This is a genomic window from Saccharothrix deserti, assembly GCF_009769385.1.
GTDB lineage: Bacteria > Actinomycetota > Actinomycetes > Mycobacteriales > Pseudonocardiaceae > Actinosynnema > Actinosynnema deserti.
The window spans coordinates 186,295-206,236 of the sequence record NZ_VKAB01000017.1 but is presented as its reverse complement, the minus strand read 5'-3'; the positions used below and the strand labels follow the sequence as shown (position 1 = coordinate 206,236).

18 protein-coding genes are annotated in these 19,942 nt (G+C 70.8%); 7 read left to right on the top strand and 11 right to left on the bottom strand.

Going from position 1 to position 19,942, the window contains the following annotated elements:
- Nucleotides 1-229: 229 nt before the first annotated feature.
- Nucleotides 230-1,156: a threonine ammonia-lyase gene (locus tag FM051_RS27665; RefSeq protein WP_158848328.1), complete on the top strand. Its 927-nt coding sequence runs from the start codon at nt 230-232 to the stop codon at nt 1,154-1,156.
- Nucleotides 1,157-1,165: 9 nt separating this feature from the next.
- On the opposite strand, the gene FM051_RS27660 is transcribed toward FM051_RS27665, so the two are convergent.
- Together FM051_RS27660 and FM051_RS27655 are read right to left on the bottom strand one after the other, a co-directional pair.
- Nucleotides 1,166-2,638 (bottom strand): MFS transporter, encoded by a 1,473-nt coding sequence (locus FM051_RS27660; protein ID WP_158848326.1) that lies wholly within the window; start codon nt 2,636-2,638, stop codon nt 1,166-1,168.
- Nucleotides 2,639-2,786: 148 nt separating this feature from the next.
- Complete coding sequence (locus FM051_RS27655; RefSeq protein WP_073887006.1) at nt 2,787-3,545, bottom strand: GntR family transcriptional regulator; 759 nt, start codon at nt 3,543-3,545, stop codon at nt 2,787-2,789.
- Nucleotides 3,546-3,772: 227 nt separating this feature from the next.
- Here FM051_RS27655 and FM051_RS27650 point away from each other — a divergent pair, with 227 nt between their 5' ends.
- Genes FM051_RS27650 through FM051_RS27630 form a run of 5 tightly spaced genes read left to right on the top strand, consistent with a single transcriptional unit; the run spans nt 3,773 to nt 9,377 of the window.
- Complete coding sequence (locus FM051_RS27650) at nt 3,773-5,056, top strand: sugar ABC transporter substrate-binding protein (protein ID WP_158848324.1); 1,284 nt, start codon at nt 3,773-3,775, stop codon at nt 5,054-5,056.
- Nucleotides 5,057-5,063: 7 nt separating this feature from the next.
- A complete protein-coding gene (locus FM051_RS27645; protein ID WP_158848322.1) occupies nt 5,064-6,053 on the top strand; it encodes a carbohydrate ABC transporter permease in 990 nt (329 codons plus the stop codon).
- Nucleotides 6,050-6,871, top strand: coding sequence for a carbohydrate ABC transporter permease (locus tag FM051_RS27640; protein ID WP_158848320.1), 822 nt, complete (start codon nt 6,050-6,052; stop codon nt 6,869-6,871). Before FM051_RS27645 ends, FM051_RS27640 begins: the two co-directional genes overlap by 4 nt.
- Nucleotides 6,872-6,877: 6 nt before the next feature.
- Complete coding sequence (locus FM051_RS27635; RefSeq protein ID WP_158848318.1) at nt 6,878-8,320, top strand: glycoside hydrolase family 3 protein; 1,443 nt, start codon at nt 6,878-6,880, stop codon at nt 8,318-8,320.
- A gap of 13 nt (nt 8,321-8,333) precedes the next feature.
- Complete coding sequence (locus FM051_RS27630) at nt 8,334-9,377, top strand: SIS domain-containing protein (protein ID WP_158848316.1); 1,044 nt, start codon at nt 8,334-8,336, stop codon at nt 9,375-9,377.
- Between the two features lie 221 nt (nt 9,378-9,598).
- On the opposite strand, the gene nagA is transcribed toward FM051_RS27630, so the two are convergent.
- Nucleotides 9,599-10,798 (bottom strand): N-acetylglucosamine-6-phosphate deacetylase, encoded by a 1,200-nt coding sequence (gene nagA / locus FM051_RS27625; protein ID WP_158848314.1) that lies wholly within the window; start codon nt 10,796-10,798, stop codon nt 9,599-9,601.
- A gap of 191 nt (nt 10,799-10,989) precedes the next feature.
- Here nagA and FM051_RS27620 point away from each other — a divergent pair, with 191 nt between their 5' ends.
- Nucleotides 10,990-11,664, top strand: coding sequence for a FadR/GntR family transcriptional regulator (locus tag FM051_RS27620; RefSeq protein ID WP_158848312.1), 675 nt, complete (start codon nt 10,990-10,992; stop codon nt 11,662-11,664).
- A 368-nt stretch (nt 11,665-12,032) separates the two neighbouring features.
- Here FM051_RS27620 and FM051_RS27615 read toward each other — a convergent pair whose 3' ends face one another.
- The 8 genes from FM051_RS27615 to FM051_RS27580 all read right to left on the bottom strand — a co-directional run bounded on the left by FM051_RS27615 (nt 12,033) and on the right by FM051_RS27580 (nt 19,938).
- Nucleotides 12,033-12,614 carry an L-2-amino-thiazoline-4-carboxylic acid hydrolase gene (locus tag FM051_RS27615; RefSeq protein ID WP_158848310.1) on the bottom strand — a complete coding sequence of 194 codons (582 nt, stop codon included), beginning with the start codon at nt 12,612-12,614 and terminating at the stop codon, nt 12,033-12,035.
- 179 nt (nt 12,615-12,793) lie between these two features.
- Nucleotides 12,794-13,021, bottom strand: coding sequence for an amidohydrolase family protein (locus tag FM051_RS53750; protein ID WP_338019500.1), 228 nt, complete (start codon nt 13,019-13,021; stop codon nt 12,794-12,796).
- A 278-nt stretch (nt 13,022-13,299) separates the two neighbouring features.
- Nucleotides 13,300-14,226: an aldo/keto reductase gene (locus FM051_RS27605; RefSeq protein ID WP_158848308.1), complete on the bottom strand. Its 927-nt coding sequence runs from the start codon at nt 14,224-14,226 to the stop codon at nt 13,300-13,302.
- Complete coding sequence (locus FM051_RS27600; RefSeq protein ID WP_158848306.1) at nt 14,223-15,233, bottom strand: ABC transporter permease; 1,011 nt, start codon at nt 15,231-15,233, stop codon at nt 14,223-14,225. Before FM051_RS27600 ends, FM051_RS27605 begins: the two co-directional genes overlap by 4 nt.
- Nucleotides 15,230-16,696 carry a sugar ABC transporter ATP-binding protein gene (locus tag FM051_RS27595; protein ID WP_158848304.1) on the bottom strand — a complete coding sequence of 489 codons (1,467 nt, stop codon included), beginning with the start codon at nt 16,694-16,696 and terminating at the stop codon, nt 15,230-15,232. Before FM051_RS27595 ends, FM051_RS27600 begins: the two co-directional genes overlap by 4 nt.
- Entirely contained in the window at nt 16,696-17,724 is a 1,029-nt protein-coding gene (locus tag FM051_RS27590; protein WP_158848302.1) for a sugar ABC transporter substrate-binding protein, read from the bottom strand. The genes FM051_RS27595 and FM051_RS27590 overlap by 1 nt, the downstream gene beginning before the upstream one ends.
- A gap of 19 nt (nt 17,725-17,743) precedes the next feature.
- The gene (locus FM051_RS27585) at nt 17,744-18,508 is read right to left on the bottom strand and encodes an SDR family NAD(P)-dependent oxidoreductase (RefSeq protein ID WP_158848300.1); all 765 of its coding nucleotides are present in this window, start codon (nt 18,506-18,508) and stop codon (nt 17,744-17,746) included.
- Nucleotides 18,505-19,938: an enolase C-terminal domain-like protein gene (locus FM051_RS27580; RefSeq protein ID WP_158848298.1), complete on the bottom strand. Its 1,434-nt coding sequence runs from the start codon at nt 19,936-19,938 to the stop codon at nt 18,505-18,507. Before FM051_RS27580 ends, FM051_RS27585 begins: the two co-directional genes overlap by 4 nt.
- Nucleotides 19,939-19,942 lie beyond the last annotated feature (4 nt).

The following is a 19,942-nucleotide window of genomic DNA, read 5'->3' as shown; positions in this document are numbered from 1 at the left end:
TGTGTCACAGCACACGCCTATATGACTGCGCTGTGTAGCGTTTGACTGTTAACTCTCACTCAAGGTAGTGAGTCGATCACCGATTCGGGCGGATTTACCAGAAGTGAGCGTTTCGCCGCTAAACGTCCCCATACGTGTGAATCCTCTTGCCCCGGCTGAGTGAAGCCGGAGGAATTCCGGTTGCCGCCCGTGTAGTCGTCGAGCCGCCGCCGGGGTGAGGATCGTCGGCATGGGACTCGTGACGATCTCCGACATCCGGGCCGCGACGGAAAGCATCGGAAACGCGGCGGTCCGCACACCGCTGCTGCGGTTCGACGACGGGCTGTGGCTCAAGCCGGAGAGCTTGCAGCCGGTCGGCGCGTTCAAGATCCGCGGCGCCTACAACGCGTTGGCGCGGCTGCCCGAGGACGTGCGGGCGCGCGGCGTCGTCGCCTACTCCAGCGGCAACCACGCGCAGGCCGTCGCGTACGCGGCGAAGCTGTTCGGTGTGCCCGCGGTGATCGTGGTGCCGGACACGACGCCGCGGGTCAAGGTGGTCGCGACCCGGTCGCACGGCGCCGAGGTGATCCAGGTGCCGATGGCGTCGCGCGAGACGCGGGCCGCCGAGCTGGTGGTGGAGCGGGGCGCGACGCTGATCCCGCCGTTCGACCACCCCGACGTCATCGCCGGTCAGGGCACCATCGGGCTGGAGGTGGTGGCCGACCTGCCGGACGTGGCGACGGTGCTGGTGCCGGTCAGCGGCGGCGGGCTGATCTCCGGGGTGGCGACGGCGGTGAAGGCGCTCAGCCCGTCGACCAGGGTGGTCGGGGTGGAGCCGGAGCTGGCGGGCGACGCGGCCGAGTCGCTGCGGGCCGGGACGCTGATCCGGTGGCCGGCCGAGGACCGGGCCCGGACCGTCGCGGACGGGCTGCGGGCCGAGCCGTCCGAGCTGACGTTCGAGCACATGCGGGCGTACGTGGACGACATCGTGACCGTGTCCGAGGAGGAGATCGGCGCGGCGGTCGGCCGGCTCGCCCGGCAGGCGCGGCTGGTGGTGGAGCCCAGCGGCGCGGTCACCGTCGCCGCCTACCTCGCGCGGCCGTCGGAGCGGACGGTCGCCGTGCTGTCCGGCGGGAACGTCGACCCGGAGGTGTTCGCCCGGTACCTCTCGGCGTGACTCGTCTTCTCAGCGTGGCTCGTTCTCGGCGAGCGCGTGCGCGGGTGGGGCGTCGACGCCGCAGCTGTGGCGCTCGGGTGCGGCGGGGGTGGTCTGGAGGACGCGGTTGTCGGTGCCGATGGCCAGCAGGCCGCCGGCGATCGACGCCACCGCGCACACCAGCAGCGCCGTCCGCCAGCCCGCGGTGAGGGCGATCGGGTCGGCGTACTGGGCGCCGGTCAGGCCCGCCACGGCGGGCAGCACGGCCACCGCGACCAGGCTGCCGGTGCGGGCGACCGCGTTGTTCACCCCCGAGGCGACCCCCGCGTACCGGTCGGGGGCGGCGGCCAGCACGGTCGCCGTCACCGGCGCCACCACCGCCGCCAGGCCGAAGCCGAACACGAGGAGGCCGGGCAGGACGCCGGTCCAGTAGCCGGCGCCCGGCTCGACCCAGCGCAGCATCAGCATGCCGACCCCGATCAGGACCGGTCCTCCGACGAGTTGGGCGCGGGGCCCGATCCGCTGGGCGATGTTCCCGGAGCGCGCGGACAGCACCAGCATGATGATCGTGATGGGCAGGCTGGCCAGGCCGGCGGCCGTCGGCGAGTAGAGCAGCGACACCTGCAGTTGCAGCACCATGAGCACCATCACCCCGCCCAGGGCCGCGTAGACGAGGAACGTCAGGGCGTTGGCCAGGACGAACGTCCGGTTGGTGAACAGCTGTGGCGGCACGAGCGGGTCGCGGCCGCGGCGTTGCATGACGACGAACACGACCAGGCCGACCACGCCGACCACGGCCGCCGTCACGACCAGCGGGTCGGCGCCCCGGCCCGGCGCCTCGACGAGCGCGCCGGTGATGCCCGCCAGGCCCAGTGCTCCGACGACCGACTCGGTGATGTTGGGGTGGCCGGTGAGCGCCTCGTCGCGGGACTCGGGCACGTGGCGCCGGGCCAGCCACACGCACACCACCGCGACCGGCAGGTTGATCAGGAACGCCAGGCGCCACGACCAGGCCTGCACCAGCAGGCCGCCGAGCAGCGGCCCGACCGCCGTGGCCACACCGGACAGACCGGACCAGGCGCCGATGGCCCGGCCGCGGTCGGTCTTGACGAACACCGACTGGAGGATGGCCAGCGAGCCGGGGGTGAGCAGCGCGCCGCCGACGCCTTGCAGGACGCGTGCGGCGACCAGCAGTTCGGTGGTCGGCGCCAGCCCGCACAGCAGTGACGCCGCGCCGAACCAGATGACGCCGAAGGTGAAGACCCGGCGGCGGCCGTAGCGGTCGCCCAACGAGCCCGCGATCAGGATCAGCGAGGCGAGGGCCAGCAGGTAGCCGTCGAGGATCCACTGCAGACCCGCGACGGACGCTTCGAGTTCGGTGCCGATCCGCGGCAGGGCGACGTTGACGATCGTGCTGTCGAGCATCGCCATGCCGGAACCGAGGATGGTCGTCGCGAGGACGGCTTTGGCGCGCCCGGTCCCCCACACCACTGTCTCCGTCACCGGGACATTCTGCGCCCGGAGTTGTCCACAGGGTGTGGCGAGACGCTCGAAAACCGTCGGTGCCGGCCGGCAAGATCAAAGCAGGGGTCCCCTGGGCGGGGACCCCTGCGAAGCGTGGCGGGCGGGGCGGTGGTGCGGGCGGTTCGCGTCAGTCGGCGGGCCGGTTCAGGGTGGCCACGAACTTGTAGCGGTCGCCCCGGTACACCGAGCGCACCCACTCGACCGGGTTGCCCTCCGTGTCGAACGAGTGCCTCGACAGCAGCAGCATCGGCAACCCGATGTCCGCACCCAGCAGCTCGGCTTCCTCCGGTGACGCGAGCGCCGTCTCGATGGTCTCCTCGGCGTGTCCCATCTCGACGCCGAACCGCTCCCGCAGCACCTGGTAGAGCGACGCCCCCGGCGCGAGGTACCGGCGCAGACCGCGGAACCGGCCCAGCGCCAGGTGCGTGGTCTCGATCGCCATCGGCTCGCCGTCGGCCAGCCGCAGCCGGTGCAGTCGGAGCACCTTCGCGCCCGCCCGCACGCCCAGCAGCCTGGCCAGCTCGGCCTCCGCGGGCATCTCCGACGCCTCGATCAACCGCGACGACGGCTGCCGACCCTGGGCCTTCATGTCCTCTGTGTACGAGGACAGCTGAAGCCGTTGCGCCACCTTGGGTTCCGCGGCGAACGTGCCCTTGCCCTGCACGCGCAGCAACCGGCCCTCGACCGTCAGCTCGGCAAGCGCTTGCCGAACCGTGGTCCGCGACACGTCGAACTCGGCCGCCAGCGACCGCTCCGTCGGAATCGGCGACCCTGGCGGCAACGCGCGCAGGAGGTCGAGCAGATGCCGCTTGAGTCCCCAGTACTTCGGCTCGCGCTGCGCGCGAGTCCTGGCGTCCACGCCAGTTGCAGGGCTCGTTTCGAGCATGCCTTCCTCCTCGACCTTGCCGGCGCTCCCAGACACAGGATGCCTTGTCCCCGTCCGATCGTGCGCCCGAACCCCCGACAAGGGCCGAGAAATTGATCCGATGACTTTGCAACGGTCCAGCAACGGCCTTGACATGCCTAGTGGCGAGGCACACTCTAGGCCGCATTGGTCTACACCACTTTGGGCGTTCCGGTCGCGGGATCGGGGCATTGGGAAAGGGCGCACACGTGAAGGGCTGGAGAGGACTGGCCGTAGGTGCCGCCGCACTCGCGGTGGCCGTGGCCGGATGTGGCACGAGCTCGGACGGCGGCAGCGGCAACTCCGGAGACCCCAAGACGCTCACGGTCTGGTTGATGGACGGCTCCGCGCCGACCACCCTGACCGACGCGCTGAACAAGGAGTTCCAGGACTCGCACCCCGGCGTCACCGTCAAGTACGAGGTCCAGAAGTGGAACGGCATCCAGGAGAAGCTGACCACCGCTCTGACCAGCAACAACCCGCCGGACGTCATCGAGCTGGGCAACACCCAGACGGCGAAGTTCGCGTCCGAGGAGACGCTGCTCGACCTCAGCGCCGACGTCTCCGGCCTCAACGGCGACCAGTGGCTCGGCGGCCTGAAGGACTCGCTGACCTGGGACGGCAAGGAGTACGGCCTGCCGTTCTACGCCGCCAACCGCACCGTCATCTACCGGACCGACCTGTTCCAGGCCGCGGGCATCGCGAGCCCGCCGAAGTCGCGTGACGAGTGGCTGGCCGCGATCGAGAAGCTGAAGACCGCGAACGCGGCCGACCCCGAGTTCCAGCCCCTGTACCTGCCGGGCCAGTCCTGGTACGTGCTGCTGTCGTTCATCTGGGACGAGGGCGGCGACGTGGCCGAGTCGCAGGGCTCCGCCTTCACCGGCGCGCTGGACACCCCGCAGGCCAAGGCCGGCCTGGAGTTCTACAAGAAGCTGGTCGACGCCTCCGGCACCAAGGCCCCGAAGGACACCGACGAGGCCACGCCGCAGCAGATGGAGGTCTTCGGCACGGGCAAGGTCGGCATGATGATCGGCCTGCCGTGGGAGCTGGGCGGCGCCGTCAAGGCCAACCCGGCGCTGAAGGACACCACCTCGGCGTTCCCGATCCCGTCGAAGACCGCGGGCAAGACCGCCCCGGTGTTCCTCGGCGGCTCGAACCTGGCCATCCCGGCCGGCAGCAAGAACGCCGACCTCGCCAAGGAGTACCTGAAGCTGCTCAGCTCGAAGAAGTACCAGGACATGCTGGCCGAGGGCGGCGCCGTGCCGGGCACGTCGACCGACACCGCGAAGCTGGCGACCACCCCGCTGGGCAAGGCGCTGGCGGAGTCCGCCCCGAACGGCAAGGTCACCCCGACCACGCCGTCGTGGGCCGCGGTCGAGGCGGGCCAGAACCCGCTGAAGGACATGCTGACCGCGTACCTGACCGGCGCGAAGTCGCTGGACCAGGCGACGGGCGACGCCAACTCCTCCCTGTCGAAGACCCTGGGCGGATGACGATCGCATGACGGCCGTGCACACGACCGACGCCGCGGTGCCGACGACCTCCACGTCGGCGCCGCGGCGTGCCGCACCGGACGGCGCGCCGCGTCGTCGGGGCGGCGCCTTCGACCGGGCGCTGCCCTACCTGCTGCTGGCCCCCGCCGTGGTGGCCATCCTCTGGCTGATCGGTTGGCCCGTCCTCTCCGTCGTGGTGACCAGCTTCCGCAAGCTGAACCTGCGCGAGCTGACCCGCGGCGAGGTCGTGTGGACCGGTCTGGACAACTACGTCGAGATCCTGGGCGACCCGGCGTTCTGGGGCATCACGGTGCGCACGGTGGTGTTCACCGCGCTCGTGGTGGCCGTGTCGGTGCTCGCGGGTCTGCTGATCGCGCTGCTGATGCGGCAGATCAGCCCGTTCGTGCGGATCGTGCTCCAGGTCGCGATGCTGCTGGCGTGGGCGATGCCGCTGCTGGCGGCCACCACGGTCTACCAGTGGATCTTCGACCAGCAGTACGGCATCCTCAACAAGACCCTGGTGAAGGTCGGGTTCGACTCGTTCGCCGGGTACTCGTGGTTCTCCACCGGCACGTCGACGCTGACCGTGATCGGGCTGCTGATCGTGTGGCAGGCGATCCCGTTCCTGGCGTTCTCGCTGTACGCGGGCGCGATCGGCATCCCCAAGGACCAGTACGAGGCGGCGGGCATCGACGGCGCGTCGGCGTGGCAGACGTTCCGCGCGGTGACGTGGCCGGAGCTGCGGCCGTTGCTGCTGATGGTGACGTTCCTGTCGCTGCTGTGGGACTTCAAGGTGTTCGCCCAGATCTGGGCGATGAAGAAGGGCGGCCCGGACGGCGGCAGCACCACGTTGGCCGTCTACCAGTACCTGGAGGGCATCTCGAAGAGCCACTTCGGGGTGGCGGCGGCGGTGTCCGTGGTGATGGTGGCGCTGTTGGCGCTGCTGACGTTCCAGTACCTGCGCAGGCTGGTCCGTTCTCAGGAGGGCTCGCTGTGATCGCGAAGAAGATTTCCGCGAACGTGGTCGCGCTGGTCGTGGCGCTGTTCTTCGCGTTCCCGACCTATTGGATGGTCGCGACCGCGTTGAAGCCGCGTGGCGAGATGCTGACCAGCGGTTACGACCTGGTGCCGTTCTCGGTGACGGACGCGAACCTCGTGACCGCGTGGACGAAGCCGGGGTTCCTCAACGCGCTGGGCAACAGCCTGCTGGTGTCGTTGGGCGCGGTGCTCGGCGCGATCGTGGTGGGTCTGCTGGCGGCGGTGGCGTTGTCCCGGATGCGGTTCAAGGGCCGCAAGGGCTTCGTGATGCTGATGCTGGTGGCGCAGATGGCGCCGTTCGAGGCGCTGCTGATCCCGATGTTCCTGATGATGCGCGACCTGGACCTGCTGGACCGGCTGCCCGCGTTGGCGCTGATCTACTTCGCGGTGACGCTGCCGTTCTGCGCGTGGACGCTGCGCGGGTTCGTCAACGGCATCCCGCTGGAGCTGGAGGAGGCGGCGATGGTGGACGGCTGCGGGCGGTGGGGCGCGTTCCGGCGGGTCACGCTGCCGCTGCTCGGCCCCGGTCTGGTGGCCACGTCGGTGTTCGCGTTCGTGACCGCGTGGAACGAGTTCCTGTTCGCGTTGTCGCTGATGAAGGACCAGGCCAAGGAGACCCTGCCGGTGTGGCTGTCGGGGTTCCAGACCAACTTCGGCACCGACTGGGGTGGCGCGATGGCCGCTTCGGCGCTGTTCACCCTGCCGGTGCTGGTGTTCTTCCTGATCGTGCAGCGCAAGATGGTCACCGGTGTCACCGCCGGTGCGGTGAAGGGGTAGGGCCGCATGTCGTTGCACCGGCTCGCGTCGGGTGTCCTGCTGCCGGGGTTCCACGGGACCTCGGCGCCGGACTGGCTGTTGAAGCGGGTGGCCGACGGGCTCGCCGGCGTGGTGCTGTTCGGGCGCAACGTCGTACCCGTCGGCGGAGCCGACGATCAGGCCGAAGACGCGCAGGTCAAAGCCCTGAACACACAGCTGCGGGGTGTGCGGGCTGACGTGGTGATCGGGATCGACGAGGAGGGTGGCGACGTCACCCGGCTCGACGCCGGTCACGGGTCGGAGGTGCCGGGCAACCACGCGTTGGGCGCGGCGGACGACCTGGGGTTGACGCGGGCGGTGGCGGCGTCGATCGGGTCGCGGTTGGCGGCGTGCGGGGTGAGCCTGAACCTGGCGCCGTCGGCGGACCTGGTGCTGACGTTGGACGACCCGGTGATCGGGGTGCGGTCCTTCGGGTCGGACCCGGTGGCGGCGGGCGCGCACGTGGCGGCGTTCGTGGAGGGGATGCAGGCGGTCGGGGTGGCGGCGTGCGCCAAGCACTTCCCCGGCCACGGTGCATCCACTGTGGACTCGCACGCGGCGCTGCCGGTGTTGCCGCGGTCGGTGGCGGAGCTGGAGGCGGTGGAGTTCGTGCCGTTCCGGGCGGCGGTGCGGGCGGGGGTGCGGTCGATCATGACCGGGCATCTCGTGGTGCCGGAGTGGGGTTCCGCGCCGGCCACTTTGAACCCGCTCGCTCTCCGGGTGCTGCGTGAGGAGCTGCGGTTCACCGGGGCGGTGATCACCGACGGGCTGGACATGAAGGCCGTCGGCGGCGACCTCGCGCAGGGGTCCGTGCGGGCGTTGGTGGCCGGTGTGGACGCGTTGTGCCTGGGTGGCGAGCCGTTGGACGACGACGGGTTGCAGTGGCTGGTCGACAGCATCGTGGCGGCCGTGGAGTCCGGTGAGCTGCCGTTGGCGCGGTTGGAGGAGGCGGCTCGGCGGACGGCGGCTTTGGGCACGCCTCCGTCTTCGGTGGACGGGCACGATCCCGCGTTGGGGCTGCGTGCGGCCCGTGAGGCGTTGGAGGTGCGCGGGTCGCTGCGGCTGTCGGGGCCGCCGGTGGTGGTGGATCTGGCGGTGGAACCGTCGATCGCGGTCGGTGACGTGCCGTGGGGGCTCGGGCCTTATCTGGTGGAGCTGTTGCCGGGCACCTCGGTGGTGTCTTCCAGGTCGGCTTCCGACATCGCTTCGTCGGCTTCCGGACGCACTGTCGTGGTGGTGACACGTGAGGCACACCGCCATGCTTGGACTCGCGAGCTGGTGGCGTCGCTGGTTAGTATTGGTCTAGACCTAGTTCACGTCGAGACGGGCGTGCCCGGACCGGACCTGGGCACCGCCGCCCGCGTCGACACCCACGGCGGTTCACGGGTGTGCCTGCGAGCCGCGGCAGAGCGCATCGCCGCAAGCATCTGAGTAGGGGATTGCGATGACCGACCACCAGCCCGGCAGGCACATGGCGGCCGAGATCGGCCAGCAGCCCGGGATCTTCGCCGACCTCCTCGCGCGGCGGGCCGAGATCGCGTCGGTCGCTTCGGCGATCGCCGCGCGCCGGCCGCGTTTCGTGCTGTTGGCGGCGCGCGGGTCCAGCGACCACGCCGCTTTGTACGCGAAATACCTGACCGAGGTGCTGCTGGAGTTGCCGGCCGGGCTGGTGTCGCCGTCCACGACCACGCTGTACGGGGCTCAGCCGGACCTGCGTGACGTGCTCGTGGTGTCGGTGTCGCAGTCGGGCGGGTCGCCAGACCTGCTGGAGGTGACGGAGTCGGCACGGGCGCGCGGGGCGTTGACGGTGGCGGTGACGAACACGGCGTCGTCGCCGTTGAACGGGGCCGCCGAGCTGTCGGTGGACGTCGGCGCGGGCGTGGAGCAGGCGGTGGCGGCGACCAAGACGTACTCGGCGACGTTGCTGGCGTTGTACCTGCTGGTGGACGCCATTCGGGGCGGTGACGGTACGGCGGCTGTGTCCCTGGGTGACCTGGCGCAGTCGACGCTGGACCTGTCGGCGGACGCGGTGGCCGAGGCGGTGCAGCGGTACCGGTTCGTGGACCGGGTGCTGACGACCGGGCGCGGGTACTCGCTGCCGACGGCGTTGGAGTCGGCGTTGAAGCTGGCCGAGACGTCGTACCTGGCGGCGCGGGCGTACAGCGGTGCGGACCTGCTGCACGGGCCGGTGGCGGCGGTGGACGCGGAGACGGCTGTCCTCGCCGTGACGAGTTCCGGCAAGGGCGGTGACGCTCTGCACGACGTGCTGGACGCGGTGCACGGCCGCGGCGCCGACGTCCTCGCCGTGGGTTCGGCCTCCGACAAGGTCTCCGCGGCGCTGCGCATCCCGGTGGCCGAGACCGCCGAGGAAGTCGCCCCGATCCTGGAAATCCTCCCGATCCAGCGCCTGGCCCACGGCCTGGCCCTGGCCCGCGGCGGCGACCCCGACAGCCCCCGCGGCCTGAACAAAGTCACCCGAACCCGCTAACCACACGCGTGTGTCCTACCTCCAGAACGCGTGTGTCCTACCTCCAGAACGCGTGTGTCCTACCTCCAGAACGCGTGTGTCCTACCTCCAGAACGCGTGTGTCCTACGTTCAGAACGCGAGAGTCGAACGTTCAGGACCCCTGAGTTCAACACTCAGGACTAGGCAAGCGCACATGCGAGAGGCCCGAGGGATCACCCTCGGGCCTCTCGCTTTTCCGCGACTACTGACCGGCCGCGGCCACGCCGACCGGCGCGTTCTCGTGCGCCGCCGTGTTGTCGAACACGACCTCGCCGTCGACCCACACCTTGCGCGGCCGGAGGTCGTCATCCCACCAGACCAGGTCGGCCACGGCACCGGGCTCCAGGCGGCCCAGCGTGGGCTCGCCGATCGCGTCGGCCGGGACGATGGTCGCCGACGCCAGCGCGTCCGCCAGGTCCACGCCCACCGACACGATGTTGCGCACGGCCCGGTCCAGGGTGAGCGCGCTGCCGGCGATCGTGCCCTCCGGTGAGCGCGGCACGCCGTCCTCGGTGAGCAGCACGTCCGCACCGCCGAGCTGGTAGCGGCCGGGCGGCATGCCGGCGGCGGCCACGGCATCCGTGACCAGCGCCACCCGGTGGCCGGCGGCGTTGAAGACGAGCCGGCAGACGTCCGGGCCGACGTGCGCCAGGTCCGCGATCAGGCCCAGCGTGAACCTGTCGTCCACGAGCGCCACACCGGGCACGCCCGGTTCGCGGTGGCCCAGCGGGCGTTGGGCGTTGAACAGGTGCGTCACCATCCGGGCGCCCGCGTCGGCGGCTGCCCTGGTCTGCTCGCCCGTCGCGTCGCTGTGACCGACGGCCACCAGCACGCCCGCCTCGGCCAGCCTGCGGACGGCGTCCAGGCCGCCCGGCTGCTCGGGGGCGAGCGTCACCATGCGCAGGGCGCGGCGCAGCACCTCGTCGTGCAGGAGCATGTCGATCTCGGCCGGGCCGGGCGCCACCATCAGCGCGGGATCGTGCACGCCCGCGCGTTTCGGCGACAGGAACGGCCCTTCCAGGTGCACGCCGAGCGGCTTGGCGCCCGCGTGCCGCGGCAGGATCGCCGACGCGGCCAGGACGGCGTGCGCCTGGCGCACCGCGACCGGCACCGGTGCGGTGATCAGGGTCGGCAGGAAACGGGTCACCCCCGTCCGCGGGAGCGCTCGCGCCACCGCGGCCATGCCGTCGGGGTCCACCTCGGCGAAGTCGACCCCGACCGCCCCGTTCACCTGCACGTCCACCAGGCCCGGGGTGAGCAGGCCGTCGGTCAGCACCTCGGCGCCGTCGGGCGGTGAGCCCGCGACGACGTCCACGATCCGGCCCGCCCTGAACCTCAGGCTGACGGGACCGGTGATGGTGCGACCGAGCAGTGCTCGCGGAGCTGCGACAACCGTGTCCAAGGTCCCTCCTCAATGGTCCAGACCATTATGGCGGCAAGTGGCGGACGCCGTCACGTCTGGTTATAAGATAACCGAATAGAGTGAAGGCGGGTAAATGTCTTGCCGCACGGTGGTTCCGCCGCGCGGCGCTTCGTCGTGGCCCATACTTGGCGCCAGACATCCGAGGTCTAGCTGACGAGTCGAGGACCGCCGTGGCAGTTACCGACGACGCCATCCTGCGCGTCAAGGAGATGATCGTCTCGGGCGAGCTGAAGCCGGGCGACCGGTTGCCGCGCGAGGCGGACCTCGCCGAGCGACTGGGGCTGTCGCGGAACTCCCTGCGTGAGGCGGTCAAGGCGTTGTCGCTGGTCAGGGTCCTGGACGTGCGGCAGGGTGACGGCACGTACGTGTCCAGCCTGCGTGCCGACGACCTGCTCGGCGCGCTGTCGTTCGTGCTCGACCTGCACCGCGGTGAGGACTCCGTGCTGGAGGTCCTGCAGGTGCGGCGGATCCTCGAACCGGCGGCCGCGGCGATGGCGGCGCAGCGGGTCGGGCCCGACGAGATCGCCTCGCTGCGTGCCCTGTGCGACGCCGCCGAGTCCGCCCGGTCGGTGGAGGAACTGGTCGAGCACGACCTGGAATTCCACCGCGCCATCGCCCAGGGTTCGGGCAACGCCTACCTCGCGCAGCTCCTGGACACCCTCGCCGGCCCGACCGTCCGGGTCCGCATCTGGCGCGGCATCACGCAAGGCGGCGCGGTGGACCGGACCGTCGCCGAACACCGCGCCATCGTCGACGCCCTGGCCGCACACCAACCCGAACTCGCCCGCTCCTGGTCCACGGTGCACGTGGCCGGCGTCGAGCAGTGGCTGTCCGACCTGGCCTGACCAACCAGCCTTCCCATGCCCTGCAGGGGTCCCCGCCAAGGGGACCCCTGCTTTAACCCTGCCACAAGGGACCGACAATCCGCGGCGTTCGCAGGCTGCCTGTGGACAACTGCACCGGGCAGCCTGCTCACGATCCCCGACCGGACGCCTCACGGTGCCTGAGAACGCGACTCCCGGTGTTCTGAGCGTTGAACTCAGGGGTCCTGAACGTAGGACACACCTGCCGTGAACGTAGGACACACGCGTTCCGAACGTAGGACACACCTGTCCTGAACGTAGGACACACGCGTTCTGAGCGTTCGACTCTCGGCACCTGAGTGTTCGACTCTCGGGATCTGAAGGTTCGACTCTCGTGTTTGGGGGCTGGGTCAGGGGGAGTTTGGGGTTGCGCGGCGGAAGTGGAAGGGGCAGGTGGGGGCGCCGTGGGCGATCGTGGTCGGGCGTTGGAAGTCCACGTGGTGACGGTCACGGTCGATGGCGCTGATCCACGCGGCGTCGAACTCGCAGAACACGGGGCCTAGTTCGGGCACGCCTGCCACCGCCAACACCTGGACGTAGAAGCAGCGGTGGACGTCGACCAGGTACTGAGAGGCGTCCTCGACGCGGGTGAACGAGAAGTCCGAGCCGAAGTAGTTCTCCTCCCGGTCCTTCGAGTAGCCGGTGATCACCGAGAACGGGTCGTCGGAGGCGTCCAACGCGGCACGGGTGCCGTCGTGCACGTACGGCCGGATGGGCTCGTGGAACGCCTGCGCCACCAGCGACAGAGCCTCCGACCTGGGTAGACGGCGGAGCAGCACCTGGTAGGCGCCCGCGACCAGGGCGGTCAACGGGAGGTGCGGGCTGGAGCCGCCGACGGCGGCGGCGATCCGGGCGGCCGCCGCGTCGACCTCGTCCAACGGGGCGGAAGGCTCGATGTGCGCGCGGAAAAGGGAGATGAGCTGTTCGTTCATGTGTGGTTGTTCCTCACGGTTGTCCGTACCCGCGCATGCGCGGGACGGCCAGCACGCTCCAACCACCAACCTGGCGCTGACCAGAATTACAGGATTACAGACTTACAGCGTCAGACCGTACACCCGAGCCGCGGTGCCGGAAAAGACCTCCCCCTGCTCGGCGGCGGCCAGGGAGGAGGTCAACTCCCGCGCCGCCTCCACACCTCGGCGTACGACGCGGCGAGCAGGCACACCGGCCAGTCCGACCCGAACATCAGCCGCGACGGCCCGAACGCGTCCAGCACGACCTCGAAGTACGGCCGCAGGTCGGCCACCGTCCACCGCTGCCAGTCGGCCTCGGTGACCAGCCCGGACACCTTGCACGTCACGTTCTCGTGCGCCGCCAGAGCCTGCGGCAACGCGGCCACCGCGCGCCGGTGAGGTCAGGTCCGTCCACCCCACCACCGCGCCGACCAACGGGTCGGAAGAAGCCAACGCCAACATCTCCGGCGTCTCCTCCGGCACCGCCACCGTCTGCACCAGCACCGTCCGCACCACCGAGTCGGAAACGGCCGCCGCCAGATCGGACAGCGAGAAGGAGCGCCGGATCGCGCCCATCGGCGGGTCGGTGATCCAGTCCTGATCCCGCACGGCCAGGTCCCACACGTGGTGGTGCGCGTCGACGATCACAGCAACCCCTCGACGATCACAGCAGCCCCTCCGTCCGCAGGTCGTCCCACAGCGCGTCCGGCACCGGCGCCGACAGGGCCGACGCGTTGGCCCGCATCTCGGCCGCCGTCCGCACGCCCAACAGCACCGACACCACCGCCGGGTGCCGGAACGGGAACCGCACCGCCGCCTGCGGCAACGTCACGCCGTGCCGCGCGCACACCGAAGCGATCCGCCGAGCCCGTTCCACCAGCGCGGCGGGCGCGGCCTGGTAGTCGTACGTGGAACCGACCTCGGGCCGCGCCAACAGCCCCGAGTTGAACACCCCGGCCGCCACCACGGACACCCCGCGCGAAGAGCACAACTCCAACAGCGAAGCCCCGGACTGGTCCAACACGGTGTACCGCCCGGCCAGCAGCACCACGTCCAGATCGGTCTCACGCACGAACCGAAGAGGCATCTCCCACTGGTTCATCCCGACACCGATCGCCCCGACGACCCCCTCGGACCGCAACGACGCCAACGCGGGCACCGCCTCCGAAACGGCCTGCTCCCAATGCGAATCGGGATCGTGCACGTACACGACGTCGACCCGGTCGAGCCCCAGCCGCTCCAAAGAGGACTCCAACGACCGCCGCACGCCGTCCGCGCTGAAATCCCACCGCCGCCGGGAGGAAGCGGGCACCGCGAACCCGTTGGCCAGGTCGTCCCCGCCGCCGGACCACGGCTCCAACACCCGACCGACCTTCGTGGAGACGACGAACGAGTCACGCGGCCGTGACGCGAGGAACTCACCGATCCGCCGTTCGGACAACCCCAGCCCGTAGTGCGGCGCGGTGTCGAAGTACCGGACCCCGACGTCCCACGCGGCCTCCAGCGCGCCGGAAGCGTCCGAATCGGACACCTCCGCGTACAGGTTTCCGATCGGCCCGCCGCCGAACCCCAACCGCGACAGGGGGATCACTCCTGCACCTTCCCCGTGGCGAACCGGGTCACGACCAGCGCGACGATGATCACCGCGCCGTACGACGCGTTGATGTAGAAGCCGCTGACGCTGAGCAGCCGCAGGATGTTCTCCACCAGCCCGAGCATCAGCACACCGGACAACGCGCCGAACAACGTGCCCCGCCCGCCCTGCAACGAGATGCCGCCGATCACCGCCGCCGCGAACACCTTGAAGATCATCCCCGAGCCCTGGGTGACGGCGACCGTGCCCAGCCGTCCGGTCATCAGGATGCCCGCCACGGCCGCCAGCAGCCCGCCGAGGATCAGCACGACCCACACCACCCGGTCGACCCGGATACCGGCGGCCCTCGCGGCCTCCTTGTTGCCGCCCACCGCGTACAGGGCGCGCCCCTGCCGCAGGTAGCTCAACGCGAAGATCCCCACCGCGAACAGCAGCACGCAGATCCACACCGCCGCCGGCAGCCCCAGCCACGTCGCCGCGCCCAGGTACAGGAACGACTCGGGCACGTCGAACAGCGTCTGCCCCTTGGTCAGCGCCTCCTGCAGCCCGCGCAGCATGGTGAGCATCCCGAGCGTCACCATGAACCCGGACAGCCCGAGCTTGAGGACCAGGAACCCGTTGAACCCGCCGATCAGCGCGCCGACCAGCAGGCACACCGGGATCGCCGTCCACGCGCCCAGTTCGACCCCGAGCCCGTTGGACGCCGCCGGGATGACCAGGGCGATCGCCAACGCGGGCGCGATGCCGATGGTCGACTCCAGTGACAGGTCCATCTTGCCGACGATCAGGATCAGCGCCTGCCCGAGCACCAGCAGCGACAGCTCGCTCTGCTGCTGCACGACGGCGATCAGGTTGTCCGCGGACAGGAAGATCGGGCTGACGACCGCGCCGACGATCAGCAGCACCACGATCGCGGGCACCAGCGCCAGGTCCTGGTAGCGGCCCAGGGAGAACGACCTGGTCGCAGGCTCCGCCTTGACCGGGCGCTCGACTTCGGTGGTCACCGGCTCATCCCTTCCACGGCGGCGATCAACTCCTGGTCCGACCAGCCGCGCCCGAATTCCCGCACCACCCGACCGTGGAACAGCACCAGCACCCGGTCGCACACCCGCAGGTCGTCCAGCTCGTCCGACACGACGACCGCCGCCGTGCCCGCCCGTGCCCGGTCGTCGACCACGCCGAGCAGCGATTCCTTCGACTTCACGTCCACCCCGGCGGTGGGGTTGATCAGCACCAGCACCGACGGGTCGGCGGCCAGCGCCCGTGCCATGACGACTTTCTGCTGGTTGCCGCCGGACAGGTCGGACACCGGCTGCGCCGGACCGTCGGCCTTGATGTCGTAGGACGCGATCGCGGCCCGGCCCGCGCTGTGCAGCGCCTTCCGCCGCACAACCCGGTCCAGCACGCTCAGCCGCGCGTTCTCCGCGACGCTCAGGTCGAGCACCAGCCCCTGGTGGTGCCGGTCGCGCGGCACACACCCGATACCCGCGCGCAGCGCGCTCGGCACGTCCTTCACCCGCACGCCCCGCACCGACACCGACCCGGCCGACGCCCGGCGCAGCCCGTACACGGTCTCCGCGAGCTGGTGCTTGCCGCTGGACGCACTGCCCGCGAACCCGACCACCTCGCCCGCGCGCACGGTCAGCGACACGTCGGTGAACGCCTCCCCGGACAGCCCGCGCACGGCAAGCACCTCTTCGGCAAGCACCTCCTCCCCTGGCTCACCGCGCCCGGACGCGCCGGGCACGGTCAACCCGCCCGGCTCGCCCGTCATGGCCTCGATCAGCGCGGGCTTCGACATCTCCGCGACCGGCGCGGTGACGACGTGCCGCGCGTCCCGGTACACCGTCACCGCCTGGCACACCTCGTAGACCTCCTGGAGGTGGTGCGAGATGAACAGGAACGCCACCCCGGCCTCGCGCAACGACCGCATCCGCTCGAACAGCCGCTCGATCGCCGGACCGTCCAGCTGGGCGGTCGGCTCGTCGAGGATGATCAGCCGCGCGCCCGTGGACAACGCCCGCGCGATCTCCACCAGCTGCCGCTGCTCCACGGTCAGGTCGGCCACCCGCGTGTCCGGCCGCACCGACACCTCGTACTGCTCCAGCAGGTCGACGGCCCGCTGACGCAGCCGTGACCAGCGGACGAACGTGCCCTGCCGGTTGAGGAACAGGTTCTCCGCCACCGACAGGTCCGGCACGACCGTCGACTTCTGGTAGACGCACGACACCCGCGCCCGCCACGCCGCCCGGTCGGCCACCGACGGCGCGGGCTCGCCGAAGAACCGGACTTCACCCGCGTCCGGCGCGCGCATCCCGGTGAGCACCGAGACCAGCGTCGACTTGCCCGCGCCGTTGCGGCCGACCAGCGCGTGCGTCTCGCCTTCGCGCACGCGGATGACCACGTCGTCCAACGCCACCGTGCGGCCGAACCGCTGCGTGACGCCCGTCGCCTCGACCGCGAACATCAGGACCCGATCTGGTTGCCCCAGAAGGCCTTGTCGTCCACGTTCTCCTTGGTGATCAGCGGCGCGGGCAGCTGGTCCTCGAGCTGGCCGCCGCCGACGTCCACGATCTCGCTGCCGTGATCGGTCTTGCCCGGCTGGAAGGTCTTGCCCTCCACGGCGGCCTTCGCGTAGAACAGCGCCCACTCCGCGTACAGGTCGGCGGGCTGGGACACGGTCGCGTCGATCTCGCCCTTGCGGATCGCCTCCAGCTCCTGCGGGATGCCGTCGTTGGACACGATGAACACGTGCTTCGGGTCCTCCGGCGGGACCAGCATGTTCTTCTGCCGCAACACCTGCAGCGTCGGCGCGAGGAACACGCCGCCCGCCTGCATGTAGATGCCGTTGATGTCCGGGTGCTGGGTCAGCCTGGTCTGCAACGCGGCCGAGGCCTTCGTGCCCTCCCAGTCCGTCGGCTCCTCGAACACCGTGATGTCCGGGTAGTCCCGCTTCATGCACGCGGCGAACGCCTCGGACCGGTCCCGGCCGTTCACCGAGGACAGCGAGCCCTGGAACTCGATCACCTTGCCCTTGCGGCCGAGCTTGTCGCCGAGGAACTTGCACGCCTTCTCGCCGTACGCCTTGTTGTCCGCGCGCACGACCATGTAGGCGCCGCCCCGGTCCGGCCGGGTGTCCACGGTGATCACCGGGATCTTCGCCTTGCCGAGGCGGTCCAGCGTGGACGCGATCGCGCCGGTGTCCTGCGGCGCCATCACGATCGCCTTCGCGCCCTGGCTCTGCAGGCTCTGCGCGTTGGCGACCAGGTTCTCGACCTTGTTCTGGGAGTTGGTCGGCGCCATCAGGTTGATGCCGAGCGCCTTGGCCTTCTCCGGCGTGTACTTGATGTAGGAGTTCCAGAAGTCGGAGTCGGCCCGCGGGTAGTCGACGCCGATCGGGCCCACCCCGGACGCGCCGGTGGTGCCCGCGGAACCGCAGGCGGTAGTGGTGAGCGCGAGGCATACCGCGGCGGTGAGGATGCTGCGACGCTTCATCGTCCCTCGTTTCGGTTAGCTACGACTCGGGCTTGTTCTCGGGGGAGCGCAACCGCAGCCCGTGCATGCCGCCGTCGACCGCGAGGACGGTGCCGGCGGTGGAACCGGAGAGCGGACCGGCCAGGTAGGCGATGGCCCCCGCGACCTCGTCCGCCGAGACCAGCCGCCCGTGCGGCTGCCTGGCCTCCAACGCGGCCCGCTCGGCGGCCGGGTCCGGCGCCGAGTCGAGCAGGCGGCCCACCCACGGGGTGTCCGCCGTGCCGGGGGCCACCGCGTTCACGCGGATGCCCTCCCGCACGTAGTCCGCGGCCATGGCCAGCGTCAACGCGTGCACGGCGCCCTTGCTCGCCGAGTACAGCGCGCGCTGCGGCAGACCTGTCCAGGCCGCGATGGAGCCGGTGTTCACGATCGCCGCCGACGGCGACTTCCGCAGGTGCGGCAAGGCGGCGCGGGCGACGCGGGCCATGCCGACCACGTTCACGTCCAGCACCCGGTGCCACTCGTCGTCCGGGTTCGCGGCCACGTCGCCCTGCGCGCCGATGCCCGCGTTGTTCACCACCACGTCGAGCCGGCCGAACCGCTCGACCACCTCGTCGATCGCGGCGCGCACCGACGCGTCGTCGGTGACGTCCACCCTGATGCCGTGCAACGGCGGGTCGACCCGCGGGTTCAGGTCCAGCGCCACCGCGGTCGCGCCCCGTGCGGCCAGCAGCCGTGCGGTGGCCAGGCCGATGCCCGACGCGCCGCCGGTCACCACCGCGACCAGGCCCTCGAACTCGCTCAACGCTCCTCCGTCTGATCGTCGGCTCCGCCGATGGCTAGGTCCATCGGCTTCGTCAGGTTCGTCAGGTTCGTCAGGTCAGCCAGGTCCGTCGGCTCCGTCGGTTCCGTCGGGTCGGTCGCGTCCGTCGGATCCGTCCACACAGGACCGTCCGGGTACCGGTAGTCGGCCAGGGTCTCGTCGCGCAGCCTGGCCGAGAAACCGGGCTCGGCGGGCGCGAGGTACCGGCCGTCGCGCACCACGGCCGGGTCGGTGAAGTGCTCGTGCAGGTGGTCGACCCACTCGATCACCCGGCCGTCCAGCGAACCGGACACCGCGACGAAATCGACCATCGCCAGGTGCCTGACCAGCTCGCACAGGCCCACGCCGCCCGCGTGCGGGCACACCGGGACGCCGAACTTGGCCGCCAGCAGCAGGATCGCCACGTTCTCGTTGACGCCGCCGACCCGGCACGCGTCGAGCTGCACCACGTCCACCGCGCCGGCCTGGAGCAGCTGCTTGAAGACCACCCGGTTCTGCACGTGCTCGCCGGTGGCGACCTTGATCGGGCTCAACGCCCTGGCGATCGCGGCGTGCGCGAGCACGTCGTCCGGCGAGGTGGGCTCCTCGATCCAGTACGGGTCGAACGGGGCCAGCTCGCGCATCCACGCGATGGCCGTGTCGACGTCCCACCGCTGGTTGGCGTCCACCGCGACGCGCACGCCCTCGCCGACGACCTCGCGGGCCAGCTTCATCCGGCGCACGTCGTCTTCCAGGCTGCCGCCGACCTTCAGCTTGATCATGTCGAACCCGTCGGCCAACGCCTGCCGCGCCAGGCCCGCCAGCTTCTCGTCGGAGTAGCCGAGCCAGCCCGGTGACGTCGTGTAGGCCGGGTAGCCGTCCCTGACCAGGATCTCCGCGCGTTCGGCGCGTCCGGGTTCGGCGCGGCGCAGGATCTCCAGCGCCTCGTCCGGGGTGAGCGCGTCGGACAGGTACCGGAAGTCGACCAGGCCGACGATCTCCTCCGGCGTCATCGAGGACAGGAACCGCCACAGCGGCAGGCCCGCGCGCCGGGACGCCAGGTCCCACGCGGCGTTGACCACCGCGCCCAGCGCCATGTGCGCGACGCCCTTCTCCGGGCCGAGCCACCGCAGCTGCGAGTCGCCGACCAGTTCCGCGTACAGCGCGCCCAGGTCGGCGGCCGTCTCCGGCACGGGTCGGCCGACGACGTGGTGCGCCAACGACCGGATCGCGGCGGCCTGCACGTCGTTGCCACGGCCGATGGTGAACGCCAACCCGTACCCGTCCGGTCCTTCGGAGGTGCGCAGCACGACGTAGGCGGCCGAGTAGTCGGGGTCGGGGTTCATCGCGTCCGAGCCGTCCAGCTCGCGCGAGGTCGGGAACCGGATGTCCAGCACGTCGAGCGCGACGATCCGCGCCTCTGGTGTCGCCATCACG

Coding starts and splice junctions, on each gene's coding strand:
- FM051_RS27665 (WP_158848328.1), top strand. CDS start 230: ATGGGACTCGTGACGATCTCCGACATCCGGGCCGCGACGGAAAGCATC.
- FM051_RS27630 (WP_158848316.1), top strand. CDS start 8,334: ATGACCGACCACCAGCCCGGCAGGCACATGGCGGCCGAGATCGGCCAG.
- FM051_RS27645 (WP_158848322.1), top strand. CDS start 5,064: ATGACGGCCGTGCACACGACCGACGCCGCGGTGCCGACGACCTCCACG.
- FM051_RS27590 (WP_158848302.1), bottom strand. CDS start 17,724: ATGAAGCGTCGCAGCATCCTCACCGCCGCGGTATGCCTCGCGCTCACC.
- FM051_RS27655 (WP_073887006.1), bottom strand. CDS start 3,545: ATGCTCGAAACGAGCCCTGCAACTGGCGTGGACGCCAGGACTCGCGCG.
- FM051_RS27580 (WP_158848298.1), bottom strand. CDS start 19,938: ATGGCGACACCAGAGGCGCGGATCGTCGCGCTCGACGTGCTGGACATC.
- FM051_RS27615 (WP_158848310.1), bottom strand. CDS start 12,614: ATGAACGAACAGCTCATCTCCCTTTTCCGCGCGCACATCGAGCCTTCC.
- FM051_RS27635 (WP_158848318.1), top strand. CDS start 6,878: ATGTCGTTGCACCGGCTCGCGTCGGGTGTCCTGCTGCCGGGGTTCCAC.
- FM051_RS27595 (WP_158848304.1), bottom strand. CDS start 16,696: ATGTTCGCGGTCGAGGCGACGGGCGTCACGCAGCGGTTCGGCCGCACG.